Raw genomic sequence first — 12,755 nt, forward strand, 5'->3', positions numbered from 1 at the left:
TGGTGGCCTGTTTATGCAGTTTGATGTTCATGAATACGCTCCTGAATGATCTGCTGAAGGAGACCCTTTGCAGCAAGCAAAGGATAACTCCTCAATGAGATTTGATCATCCGGAATCTGACAGCTAAGAGCAAGTGAGTTCAAAAGACTGGCTAGGATACCTCTGATTAACTACTGTGCTTGGTGATGCTGCGTTTAAATTGACCTCAAAATGCTCATTTACTTTATGTAAACTCCGCTTTCTCGGCCAATTTTGCCTTGCCTGACCTGCGCTCGTGACGTTGATCAGAGGCTCCCTAGGACAATTAAAAGCAGTCGAGCTGGTCAGTTGGCTGACCAGCTGCTTTGGGCTCTATTCAAGGTTTCCTGGGAGGATTCAGGGGGTGAGAGGGGTGACCCACTGGGGGTCAAGGTCGGCATCGATATAGGCCAAGCCCAGTTGGGTTAGATAATCCATGCGGTCGGCTTTTCTCAGATCCACCAGGGGCGGTTCCAAGCCATTTTCCTGATAACAACCTGCTAGGTAGGCCAGGTAATTTTCACCTTCCTGAAGCAATAGCAGGCTGGCAGCGCCTACATCGGGTTTAACGGCCTGGTTGAGTGCATCAGGCAAGTTGATTGCCAGTACCAGAGGCTCTTCTTCGCCCTGAATGCGCAAGCTACGGTTGCGAACCGTTTGCTCGGCCCAGTAGTAGGCCAGCTCTTTACTCGGGGTCAGGAAGACAGGTTCAGTGGTTTCTGTGTAGCTGTTACCGATGGTTTGCATCGTCTTGCGTGTCGCTTCCCTGATCGCCTGGTCCCCGGAACCTACCAGTCCCTTTTCCTGAATAGAAGAAAGGAGTGCGGAGGAGGTGCCGTGATACCAGGTATTGCTGGTGGTAAATCCTTGTTGGCTCAATACTTCCTGGCAATCTTTAAGAAAAGCGGGGGTGGTTGTCATGATTGAATCACTTCATTGGGTTGCAGATAAAAGCAGGCTGCTATTCTAACGTAAAACCTGTCCGGCTTCTGTAAGCAAAAAAGGCGGCACCTGCAAGAGGGCCGCCTTTTTTAGGAGACTGCTGATTCAGCGAGGCTGAATCAGCAGTGTTCCTAGACCAGCTTAGCTGAACTGGTTGGAGGTGTTTTTCGCACCACCTGCTTTCAGAGCCATCTCACCGGCGTAGTATTCTTTGTGATCATCGCCAATGTCGGAACCGGCCATGTTCTGGTGCTTAACACAGGCGATTTGCTGACGGATCTCTTTACGCTGTACACCTTCTACGTAGCCCAGCATACCGGCTTCACCGAAGTACTCTTTCGCCAGATTGTCTACTGACAGTGCAGTAGTGTGGTAAGTCGGCAGAGTGATCAGGTGGTGGAAGACGTTCGCTTCACGTGAGCAGTCAGCCTGGAAGTTACGGACCCAGCGATCAGCTTCTTCAGAGATTTCCGAACCGTCGTACTTGGCATTCATCAGGTCAGCACGGTCGTAAGCGGAAACATCCTTGCCTTCTTTTTCCCAAGCATCAAATACTTGCTGGCGGAAGTTCAGTGTCCAGTTGAAGGAAGGTGAGTTGTTGTAAACCAGTTTAGCATCTGGATGAACCTTGCGAACTTCGTTCATCATGTCACGGATTTCGTAAACTGTAGGAACAGCCGTTTCAATCCACAGGAGGTCAGCACCGGCATTGATGGCTTCGATACAGTCGAATACACAACGCTCGTGACCTGTACCCTGACGGAACTGATACAGACCGGAAGGCAAACGCTTGGGACGAACCAGCTTGCCATTACGGCTGATCAGAACATCACCTTCAGCCGTGTCTTCTGGAGCCACTTCTTCGCAATCCAGGAAGGAGTTGTAGATATCGCCCTGGTCACCGGGTTCGCGAACAACAGCGATTTCCTTGGTCAGGCCAGCACCTTCAGAGTCGGTACGGGCAACGATAACACCGTCATCAACACCCAGCTCCAGGAATGCATAACGCAGAGCGCGGATCTTGGCGTGGAAGTCAGCGTGAGGCACGGTTACCTTGCCATCCTGGTGACCACATTGCTTCTCGTCAGCAACCTGGTTTTCGATCTGCAGGGCACAGGCACCGGCTTCGATCATCTTCTTGGCCAGCAGGTAGGTCGCTTCAGCGTTACCGAAACCAGCGTCGATATCAGCAATGATGGGGACAACGTGGGTTTCGTGGTTGTCAATCTTGTCCTGGATTTCAGCTTCCAGTTTGGCATCGCCAGCTTCGCGGGCCTTGTCCAGCTCACGGAACAGACCGCCGAGTTCACGGGCATCAGCCTGGCGCAGGAAGGTGTAGAGTTCTTCAACCAGGGAAGCAACGGCTGTTTTTTCGTGCATGGATTGGTCAGGCAGAGGACCAAACTCGGAACGCAGGGCGGCAACCATCCAGCCGGAGAGGTAGAGGTACTTACGTTCGGTGGTTCCAAAATGCTTCTTGATGGAGATCAGCTTCTGCTGACCAACAAAACCATGCCAGCAGCCCAGAGACTGGGTGTACTTGGTTTTGTCCTTGTCGAACTCGGCCATGTCACGACGCATAATGCCTGCAGTGTACTTAGCAATGTCCAGACCCGTCTTGAATTTGTTCTGAGCACGCATACGGGCCACGAATTCTGGGTTGATCGCATCCCAGGCAGAACCGTTGGCTTCTTTCACTTTTGCTGCTGCATCGATGTCTTGCTTGTAAGTTGACATGCGTTTTCCTCTACTCGGATTAAAATCAAACAAATGCTGTTAAGCAAAGAGCACAAATAATAATTAGTGGGTCACTTATCCATCTGTGCTTTTATGCTCTCAGGGATCCAGGGATTACCCGAAGAGCCAGGCCTGCCGTAGCGGGCGAGATGGGATGCATCTTGATTGAAGTCCGAGGGCTACGCAAATAGGCATTAGTCGATGCTATTTGGTTGTAATTTGACTACAGTGTTATTCAACTACAAATGGTTGCTTTGTAAGTGTTTTACCACTTCACCTTTCTGCCAGTGAAGCTTGAATTTCTGGCTCTGGCGATAGGCTTCACGATGGTCTGCAGTAAAGAGTTCAACCCGGGGTTCCTGGTAGTGAGGCCACCAGAGCAGATGCTTGTCATCAACCAGTAGATAGGCTTGCTGGCTGGGCCGATAGAGGCTGTGGGCCCGGCGGATTTCGATATGTGAAGGTGCCCGCTGATGCAGGTTGAGCAGTGGGCTGGACTGGCGGGAGAACTGACGGGTCTCGCCCAGCAAGAATTCCACGCGGCTGTGGGCATGGCGCTTGGCCAGACTTAATAGTGGGGTAAAGGCTTCGGATGCAAACCAGCGTTGCATGAATTCCGGTGTTTCCATACGTAAGCTGCGCGCAGCCTGATGAATGAGTAGTTCAACGGCTAGCTGAATTTGCTCGCGTCCCTGTAGCCTGACTTCCTGCGTTGTCTGAAGTGCTTCAAGTAGCTCTTCACGTGTCAGTGAAGAATCTTTCTGTAGGTCAGCTACCAGACTTTTGCTCATGGGAAGATGGGGAATGCCCACTTCCAGGTATTCTTCACCGGAAACCCGGTAACCCAGGTGGCGGTAAAAATCCGCCACTTCAGTTTGCGCATTTAATTCCAGCTTTTTTAAACCCTGGCGACGCGCATCCTCTTCGATGCGCTGCATCAGGCGCAGGCCGAGTTTCTTGCGACGCAATTGTGCCAGTACCGCAAAGCGTCCCACCTTGCCATCCGGAGTGAGGCGCGCAGTGGCGGCAGGCCGGTCATTGAGTAGCAGCAGATAGTGGGTGCTGAGCGGGTCCTGAGCATCCCATTCTTCTTCTTCAGGAATTTGTTGTTCTTCTACAAAAACCTTGTGACGAACCTGGCGACACCAGGAACCCAATTGCTCCCAGCTACCCTGGCGGGCAGTCAGGCGTAAACTCTTCTTATCTGCTGAGGTTTCACTCATTGCCGTATTTCCTGCAACATCAATCAGTCGCTGTCTTCTTCCTGTTCAGCATAGATACTGCCTTGATTGATCAGCTGCAGCAAGAGATCCCTGGCTTCGGGGTGTTTCAAGGCGGTGGTAATCAGGGCAGCATCCAGCTGGTAACAGCGGCAAAGATCCTCGACCCAGCCTTGTAGCTCTTCGCTATAGGGCCAGGCTTCGCCATCGGCAAACAACCAACGACCCTCATCGCCGGCACGAAAAGCCAAGCGACTACCTTCAGCAATTCGCAGTAGTGGAGAGGCATCCCCGCTATCCACTTCAGCCACCAGCGCCTGCAAGTCTTCAGGCTGCCAGGGTTCTTCCGGGGGCAAGAGTTGATCTGGATACTTGGTTTGGGTCATGGCCCGGCCAAACCATTCATTGATGGCTGCAGGCTGGTCGATCACCTCCAGCAACAATTGGCGTAAACGCGAGACGGCTGCTGCATCGATTTCGGCCGGATGCTGCAGAGGTTCCAGATCCGCATCGGTGTAGCGTTGATCTTCCTGAAGTTTTTCACCGACAAAATCAGCAGCCCCGCAGAGGATTTCTTCGGCACTCAGGGCACGAAAACCGACCGACCAGGTGGTGCAGTCTTCACTCAGCGAAGTGCCCCAATGAGCCAGTTGTGGTGGCAGATAGAGTAGATCACCTGGTTCCAGCACCCAATCGGCTTCGGGGTCGGCCTGAAAATCAGTCAGGATTTTCAGGGAGGTGTCCTGACGCAGTGGAGTGCTTTCATCACAGAATTGACCCAATTGCCAGCGCCTTTGTCCACTGGCCTGGAGCAGGAAGACATCATAGTAGTCAATATGCGGGCCGACACTACCACCCGGTGGTGCGTAGCTGATCATGATATCGTCCCGGCGCCAACGTGGCAGAAAATCAAAATCCTTAAGTAGCTCAGCTACTTCGGGCAGGAGTTGGTCAACAGCCTGAACCAGTAGCGTCCAGTCTTTGGATGGCAACTCTTGTAGGAAACTTTCTTCAAAGGGCCCGTTAAACAGTTGCCAGGGACCTTCCGGCCCCTGTTCCATCACAATTCGCGACTCCACGGTTTCTTCGCAGGCCAGTCCGGCCAGTTCATTGATATCCAGCGGGGGCTGAAACCCCGGGAGGGCCTGACGGATGAGCAATGGTTTTTTCTGCCAGTAGTCGCGCAGAAATTCTTCAACTGAAAGCTGACCGAGAAGTCGCGTTTGCATATTAAATGGCCTTGGCCTGGGCGATGGCATTGCCCAGATAGTTAGCGGGGGTGAGCTTTTTCATCTCGTCTTTGGCTTCTTCCGGCAGGGCCAGGGTATCGATAAAGGCGGTCATGGCGGCCTGATCGATGGTTTTACCGCGAGTCAGCTCTTTCAGCTTTTCATAGGGTTTTTCAATGCCGTAGCGACGCATCACTGTTTGGATGGGCTCAGCCAGAACTTCCCAGGCGGCATTCAAATCGGCTGCTAGGCGCTCGGGGTTGGTTTCCAACTTACTGATGCCTTTAAGGCTGGCCTGGTAGGCAATCAGGCTGTGGCCCAGGCCTACACCCAGATTGCGCAGAACAGTCGAATCAGTCAGGTCGCGCTGCCAGCGGGAGATGGGCAGCTTGGCAGCCAGGTGATCAAAGAGGGCGTTGGCAATACCCAGGTTGCCCTCGGAGTTTTCAAAGTCGATGGGGTTGACCTTGTGAGGCATGGTGGAAGAGCCGATTTCACCGGCAATGGTCTTCTGCTTGAAATAACCCAGGGAGATGTACGACCAGATATCCCGGTCAAAATCGATCAGGATGGTGTTAAAACGGGCCAGGGTATCGAAGAGCTCGGCAATATAGTCGTGAGGTTCGATTTGGGTGGTGTAGGGATTCCAGCTGAGGCCCAGCTGCTCGATAAAGGTTTTGGCATTGGCCTGCCAGTCAATCTCCGGGTAGGCACTCAGGTGGGCATTGTAGTTGCCTACGGCACCATTGATTTTACCCAGCAGCTCTACGCTTTCCAGTTGGGCCAGCTGGCGCTCCAGACGATAGACGACATTGGCCATTTCCTTGCCCAGGGTTGAAGGGCTGGCGGTTTGACCATGGGTGCGGGAGAGCAGGGGGACTTCGGCATTGGCGTGGGCCAGGCTGCGAATGGCTTCGGCTACTTCGCGCATGCTGGGCAGGAGAACCTTCTGCAGGCCGCCTTTGAGCATGAGGGCATGCGAGAGGTTGTTGATGTCTTCACTGGTGCAGGCAAAGTGCACAAATTCAGTAATGGCCTTGAGTTCGGGGAGGACTTCGATCTTGTCCTTGATAAAGTATTCAACGGCCTTAACGTCGTGATTGGTTACTCGCTCATGGGCCTTGACCGCTTCGGCATCCTCGACCGAGAAATTGGCCACCAGCTGGTCCAGCAGTTGTGTCGCTTCGGCCGAGAGGGCTGGTACTTCACTGATTTGAGGGTGTTCAGCCAGACGCTGCAGCCAGCGGACTTCCACTTCCACCCGGGCCCGGATCAGGCCGTATTCGGAAAAATGTTCACGCAGGGCAGTGGTTTTGCTGCCGTAGCGGCCATCAACAGGAGAAATAGCAGTCAAGGCGGTCAGTTGGTCAAGTGACATGAAGAGTTCCAGTTCGTTGGTTAGTTAAATCTTGGGTTAAAGGAGATAGGTGGTCTCGTCGATCAGCTTTTGAAGCCGAGTTGATCCAGATCGCGCAGCAGTCTTTTGCGGGCAAAAATCAGTTTCCAGCGTTTACCGCCTGCCTGCTGCCAGAGCATGGCTGAGCGCACACCGGCCAGAAGCAGTGCCCGGATTTTATCGGCATAGACCTGCTGCTGCAGTATCTGGGGATCACCCTGGACTTGAACCCGAAAAGAAAAGGTGCTCAGGGTATCCTGATAGAGTCCAGCCAGCGCAGCGACTATGTTTTCATGAGTGGGATTAAAATGCTGGGCCTGGGCCTGGATAGCATTCAGCCGCTCGCCCAGAGCCGTGAGCATGGCCTTGTCCTTGCTGAGCTTGGTTTGCAGAACCAGAATGCCCACCGCATAACGTAAAATATTGGGGTGAATATCCTTCTTTTTGAGCAGGATTTTGCGCAGGGCTGAGGCACCAGGGCGCAGATTGAAAAGATCACCGCCGTAAATTTCCTCGAAAGTTTCCGGGTCGGTGACCAGGATGCTTTCAATGCTGGTAGCAAAGGTGTGCTGGTCAACCAGGCCGCGTTGCGCCATTTCATGCACTAGCTGGGCCGCTTGCAGTACCCCGGCCAGAGCCAGGGTTTGGCGCCTACCAGCATCCAGATTATTCATGCTTACTTCACCTTTTTTGTAAAAAAGTTTCTTCGATAACCCCGCCACCCAGGCAAACCTCGCCCTGATAGAAAACGACCGACTGGCCGGGGGTTACGGCTCTTTGCGGATGGGTAAAGGTCACCCGGCACTGACCTGAATCCAGCACCTCAAGGTGGCATTCCTGATCTTCCTGGCGGTAGCGAACCTTGGCCGTGCAGGACAACTGCTGGGCAGGAGGCTGGCCAGCCACCCAATCAGGGGCTGAGGAAATCAGGCCATCGGTAAATAGCAGAGGGTTATCTTCGCCCTGAACCACGGTCAGCTGGTTGGTCTCCAGATTTTTGCCTGCGACAAACCAGGGGGCGTCCGGATAGCCTTTGACACCGCCAATGCCCAGACCCTGACGCTGTCCCAGAGTGTAGTACATCAGGCCGGCATGCTCGCCGATAACCTGGCCAGTATCGGTGATGATCTCGCCGGGTTGTGCGGGCAGATAGCGTTTAAGAAAATCACTGAAGCGCCTTTCGCCGATAAAGCAGATGCCGGTGGAATCCTTTTTCTTGGCCGTGACCAGGTCGTGTTCTTCGGCCAGCTGTCGAACGCGGGGTTTTTCCAATTCGCCAACAGGAAAAAGAGTCAGGCCGATTTCCTTGTGGCCCACGGCATGCAGAAAATAGCTTTGATCCTTATTGGTATCCAGGCCTCGCAACAGCAGGGCCTTTTCAGCCTGATCATCCCAGCCCCGACGAACATAATGGCCGGTGGCAATCAGGTCTGCTCCCAGATACTGGGCGTATTCCAGGAAGGCTTTGAACTTGATTTCGCGATTACAGAGGATATCCGGGTTGGGGGTGCGTCCAGCCTGGTATTCAGCAAGGAAGTGTTCAAACACAAAATCCCAGTATTCAGCCGCAAAATTGGCTGCGTGCAGCTTGATACCGAGTTTGTCACAGACGGCCTGAGCATCGGCAAAGTCTTCCTTGGCCGTACAGTATTCCGTTCCATCGTCCTCTTCCCAGTTTTTCATGAAGAGGCCTTCAACCTGATAGCCTTGCTGCAACAACAGCAAGGCGGATACCGACGAATCTACACCGCCGGACATGCCGACGATGACACGGGTGGATGCAGGATCGGATGTAGGCATGGCAGTCGCCTGGGGCACAGGAATCTCCGCTGGTTAAAAAAGCAGGATTATACCCTAACGAAAGTCCTTAATCAGCTCCAGCGGGTAGCTTTGTCCTGCTAAAAAGTCTCGACAGCAGGGGAGTACCATGGGGCTGCGCAAACGTGCCTGGCGCTCTTCCTGTTCAAGTTCTTCCAGCGTCAGCCACTGGGGGCCGATGATGCCATCATCCAGTTGGGCTCCAGGCACTTCCGACAAAGGCCGGGCGATAAAACAATGCCGATGGTAGGTGATGCCATTGGGTGCAGTGTTGATGTAAAGCCCCAGGTAGGACTGGATTTCCACCAGCCAGCCGGTTTCTTCCAGGGTTTCCCGCTCAGCAGCTTCGATCAGGGATTCATCCTCTTCCAGGTGACCGGCCGGTTGGTTGAGAACCGGTTTGCCCGGCTGGGAGATGCGATCATATTCCTCGACCAGCAGGAAGCGCTCGCCATCGTGAACCAGGGTGGCAACGGTGGAGTTGGGGGTCCAACGGCTCATTTGGCCTCCTTCTTTATACCTTTTTTACGTGGCTTGAGAGCGACCTTGCGCTCTTTGCTGGGCAGATGTACCCGAGTCTGCTTGATTTTGCCCGGTTTCATATTCTGCAGTGACCAGTTACCAATGGACCAGCGTAGCAAGCGCAGTGTGGGAAAACCAACATGGGCTGTCATACGTCGCACCTGACGATTGCGGCCTTCGATCAGGGTGATTTCAATCCAACTGGTGCCCTTGCCCGGGCGAGGGCGCACCGGCTCTTCGCGTGGAGGCAGTCCTGGATCTTCCATTAAGCGGGCCTTGGCGGGACGGGTACGTCCGTCATTCAATTCCACCCCTCGGCTCAATTCTTGCAGAGCTTCCTGGGTGATTTGCCCTTCCACTTGTACCCAATAGGTTTTGGGGAGTTTGAATTCAGGATGGGTGATACGGGCCTGAAGTTCCCCGTCACCAGTAAGCAGCAACAGGCCTTCGGAATCATAATCCAGGCGCCCGGCCGGATAGATATCCGGGGTTTTTATAAAATCAGCCAGGGTACGGCGCCCCTTGTCATCGGTAAACTGGGAAAGCACCTGCCAGGGCTTGTAGAACAAATAAAGGTCACTCATGGATTGTCCGCTTGTGTTTTTTTGGTGTCTTCACTTGTGATTTTACCAAAACATCCCTATTTTCTAGTTAATACCAGTGAAATGACAGTGCTAGTTTGCAAGGCGGATGGAATTTATCCGCCGATTCAGTGACTAAGCTTGAGTATAAAGTAAAGAATTGACGAAAAGAGGATTGAGCAGTTGAAGTCATCGATGTTGGCAGCGGAGAGGATAACCTCTTCTCGGGTTTCAGGAAATGATGATAGCGATCCGTATGAGGATGATGGCTTGGCGACAGCAACGGCCAAGCCCCAGATCAAGAAGCCACCGCTGTACAAGGTTGTCATGTTGAACGATGACTTTACGCCCATGGAATTTGTGGTGGAAGTATTGATCCGTTTTTTTCATATGGACATGGAAAAAGCTTCGCAGGTGATGTTGACCGTACATACGGAAGGCAAAGCCGTCTGCGGAGTCTTCACGAGGGATGTCGCAGAAACCAAAGCAGCGCTGGTGGTCGATTTCGCTCGCGAGAACCAGCATCCATTAATGTGCAACGTAGAAGTGGCGGACGAGTGAGACCTGAGATCAAAGCTCCGAGTCCACTAGAAATCAAAATTGGTTCCCAGGCGGGTAAGTGAGGGTAGGCTCATGCTTAGCAAAGATCTTGAACATACGCTGAATGAGGCGTTCACCCTGGCAAGACGCCAACGTCATGAATTCATGACCGTCGAGCATCTGCTGCTGTCCTTGTTGGATAACGAGTCTGCTGCTCAGGTGCTGAAGGCTTGCGGTGCAGATCTGGGGGAGATCCGCAGAGATCTCGATGATTTTATCAATGCCACAACGCCGCTTATTCCCGAAGATAATGTCGACCGGGAAACGCAACCCACTCTGGGATTCCAGAGGGTGCTCCAGCGGGCTGTGTTCCACGTTCAGTCTTCCGGTAAAAGTGAAGTCACTGGTGCCAATGTCCTGGTTGCTATTTTCAGTGAACAGGAAAGCCAGGCGGTTTATTTCCTCAAACAGCAGGATATCGCTCGGGTAGATGTCGTCAATTACATCTCTCATGGAATCTCCAAGGTGTCTGACGATCCCGAACAGGATCACGGCATGCTGGGTCATGATCAGGAGGAGGCTGCCGAAGGCGTCAGCTCCAATCATCCACTACACAGTTTTTCTACCAACCTGAATGAACAGGCCCGTATTGGTCGTATCGATCCTTTGGTGGGTCGCGATCATGAAGTGGAAAGAACCATTCAGGTGCTGGCGCGTCGCCGTAAAAATAACCCCCTGCTGGTGGGTGAAGCCGGTGTGGGTAAAACAGCCATTGCCGAAGGTCTGGCCAAGCGCATTGTCGATGGTGAAGTACCGGAAGTCATTGCCGATGCGGTCGTCTATTCACTGGATTTGGGTGCTTTGCTGGCAGGTACCAAGTACCGCGGTGATTTCGAGAAGCGCCTCAAGGCCCTGCTGCACGAATTGAAAAAGCAGGACAATGCCATCCTCTTTATTGACGAGATCCACACCATCATCGGTGCGGGTGCTGCCTCGGGTGGAGTGATGGATGCCTCCAATCTGCTGAAGCCCATGCTCTCCAGCGGTGAGCTGCGTTGCATCGGCTCCACGACCTTCCAGGAATTTCGCGGAATTTTTGAAAAGGACCGTGCTCTGGCTCGGCGTTTCCAGAAAATCGATGTGGTCGAACCCAGCGTGGAAGACACCATCGCCATTCTCAAGGGGCTCAAGAGCCGCTTCGAGGAGCACCATCATCTGAAATACGATGATATGGCCTTGGAAACGGCTGCTCGTCTGGCTGCACGCTATATCAATGATCGTCACCTGCCCGATAAGGCAATTGATGTTGTTGATGAAGCGGGAGCTTACCAACAGCTACTGCCCGAAGACGAACGGGTTGAAGTGATCAGCATGGCGGAAGTAGAGGCGATTGTATCCAAGATTGCCCGCATTCCACCGAAAACCGTGTCCACCAATGACAAGGAAGTGCTGCGTAACGTGGAAAGGGATCTCAAGATGCTGGTGTTTGGCCAGGATCAGGGGATCGAAGCCTTGTCCAATGCCATCAAGCTGTCACGGGCGGGTCTTAAATCACCCGAGAAACCCATTGGTGCCTTCATGTTTGCTGGTCCTACCGGGGTGGGTAAAACCGAGGTGACCAAGCAGCTGGCACGTACGCTGGGCATAGAGCTGGTGCGCTTTGACATGTCCGAGTACATGGAGCGGCATACCGTATCCCGCTTGATTGGTGCACCTCCCGGGTATGTCGGTTATGACCAGGGTGGCTTGCTGACCGAAGCCATTACCAAGAATCCTCACTGTGTTCTGCTGCTGGATGAGATTGAAAAAGCCCATCCGGAAGTCTTTAATCTGCTGTTGCAGGTGATGGATCACGGTACTCTGACGGATAACAACGGCCGCAAAGCCGATTTCCGCAATGTAATTCTGGTGATGACCACCAATGCCGGAGCCGAGGTGCTCAACAAGCGCTCGATCGGCTTCAAGAAGCAGGACAATTCCACTGATGGTATGGAGGCACTGCGTAACTTCTTTACGCCGGAATTCCGCAACCGTCTGGATGCTGTGATTCAGTTCAAGGCATTGGATACCGAAGTCATCAAAAATGTGGTCGACAAGTTCCTGGTTGAACTGCAAGCCCAACTGGATGACAAGCGGGTGGTACTGGATGTGGATGACAAGGCCAGAGCCTGGTTGGCAGAAAAAGGCTATGATCAGGCGATGGGTGCAAGACCCATGGCCCGCTTGATTCAGGAGAAAATCAAGAAACCCATGGCCGAAGCCATTCTCTTTGGCGAGCTGTCGGAGAAAGGCGGCACCGTGCATGTCACGGCCAAATCCAGTGACAGTGAAGATCTGCAGCTGGAGTTTGAAGCCGCTGCCGAGCCGGAAGAAGAAGGCGCCGTTTGATGCCTGCAAGGCAACAACAAAAAACCCCGCTGCGGCGGGGTTTTTTATTAGCTAAGCTGCTACTGATTAACGGGCGCGGTAGGTGATGCGGCCCTTGGTCAGGTCATAAGGAGACAGCTCGACCTTGACCTTGTCACCGGTCAGGATGCGAATGTAGTTTTTACGCATTTTTCCGGAAATATGCGCAGTCAGCACGTGGCCGTTTTCAAGCTCAACACGAAACATGGTATTGGGAAGCGTATCAATAATGACGCCTTCCATTTCAATATGGTCTTCTTTTGCCATTCGGTAAGAACCTCTGAATTGGCTGTTTAAATTTTGCCAGAATAAAAAATCGCCAGTATTTTGCCTGAATTTTCAGGAA

Annotated in this window: 12 protein-coding genes; 2 read left to right on the plus strand and 10 right to left on the minus strand. The window is 53.0% G+C overall.

The annotated features are described in order from the left end of the window. Positions 1 to 375 precede the first annotated feature (375 nt). The 9 genes from DFK18_RS08095 to DFK18_RS08135 form a co-directional block, all read right to left on the minus strand. Positions 376 to 939, minus strand: a complete 564-nt coding sequence (locus DFK18_RS08095; RefSeq protein ID WP_114417758.1) for a hypothetical protein — start codon at positions 937 to 939, stop codon at positions 376 to 378. Between the two features lie 162 nt (positions 940 to 1,101). Then, complete coding sequence (locus tag DFK18_RS08100) at positions 1,102 to 2,697, minus strand: isocitrate lyase (protein WP_114417759.1); 1,596 nt, start codon at positions 2,695 to 2,697, stop codon at positions 1,102 to 1,104. A 239-nt stretch (positions 2,698 to 2,936) separates the two neighbouring features. Continuing rightward, positions 2,937 to 3,920, minus strand: coding sequence for a GNAT family N-acetyltransferase (locus tag DFK18_RS08105; protein WP_114417760.1), 984 nt, complete (start codon positions 3,918 to 3,920; stop codon positions 2,937 to 2,939). Between the two features lie 23 nt (positions 3,921 to 3,943). Beyond that, positions 3,944 to 5,146, minus strand: coding sequence for a cupin domain-containing protein (locus DFK18_RS08110; protein ID WP_114417761.1), 1,203 nt, complete (start codon positions 5,144 to 5,146; stop codon positions 3,944 to 3,946). Position 5,147: 1 nt separating this feature from the next. Next, positions 5,148 to 6,524 carry an adenylosuccinate lyase gene (purB, locus tag DFK18_RS08115; protein WP_114417762.1) on the minus strand — a complete coding sequence of 459 codons (1,377 nt, stop codon included), beginning with the start codon at positions 6,522 to 6,524 and terminating at the stop codon, positions 5,148 to 5,150. Between the two features lie 62 nt (positions 6,525 to 6,586). Further along, positions 6,587 to 7,216: a high frequency lysogenization protein HflD gene (gene hflD / locus DFK18_RS08120; RefSeq protein WP_114417763.1), complete on the minus strand. Its 630-nt coding sequence runs from the start codon at positions 7,214 to 7,216 to the stop codon at positions 6,587 to 6,589. 7 nt (positions 7,217 to 7,223) lie between these two features. After that, positions 7,224 to 8,342 carry a tRNA 2-thiouridine(34) synthase MnmA gene (gene mnmA / locus DFK18_RS08125; RefSeq protein ID WP_114417764.1) on the minus strand — a complete coding sequence of 373 codons (1,119 nt, stop codon included), beginning with the start codon at positions 8,340 to 8,342 and terminating at the stop codon, positions 7,224 to 7,226. 54 nt (positions 8,343 to 8,396) lie between these two features. Next, a complete protein-coding gene (locus tag DFK18_RS08130) occupies positions 8,397 to 8,861 on the minus strand; it encodes an NUDIX hydrolase (RefSeq protein WP_114417765.1) in 465 nt (154 codons plus the stop codon). Further along, a complete protein-coding gene (locus DFK18_RS08135) occupies positions 8,858 to 9,466 on the minus strand; it encodes a pseudouridine synthase (RefSeq protein ID WP_114417766.1) in 609 nt (202 codons plus the stop codon). The genes DFK18_RS08130 and DFK18_RS08135 overlap by 4 nt, the downstream gene beginning before the upstream one ends. 180 nt (positions 9,467 to 9,646) lie before the next feature. Here DFK18_RS08135 and clpS point away from each other — a divergent pair, with 180 nt between their 5' ends. After that, positions 9,647 to 10,024 carry an ATP-dependent Clp protease adapter ClpS gene (clpS, locus tag DFK18_RS08140; protein ID WP_245944355.1) on the plus strand — a complete coding sequence of 126 codons (378 nt, stop codon included), beginning with the start codon at positions 9,647 to 9,649 and terminating at the stop codon, positions 10,022 to 10,024. Positions 10,025 to 10,096: 72 nt separating this feature from the next. After that, entirely contained in the window at positions 10,097 to 12,391 is a 2,295-nt protein-coding gene (gene clpA, locus DFK18_RS08145; protein WP_114417768.1) for an ATP-dependent Clp protease ATP-binding subunit ClpA, read from the plus strand. A 66-nt stretch (positions 12,392 to 12,457) separates the two neighbouring features. Here clpA and infA read toward each other — a convergent pair whose 3' ends face one another. Beyond that, entirely contained in the window at positions 12,458 to 12,676 is a 219-nt protein-coding gene (gene infA / locus DFK18_RS08150) for a translation initiation factor IF-1 (RefSeq protein WP_027849523.1), read from the minus strand. Between the last annotated feature and the right edge of the window lie 79 nt (positions 12,677 to 12,755).

The organism is Marinospirillum perlucidum (assembly GCF_003336805.1).
Taxonomy (GTDB): Bacteria; Pseudomonadota; Gammaproteobacteria; order Pseudomonadales; family Halomonadaceae; genus Marinospirillum; species Marinospirillum perlucidum.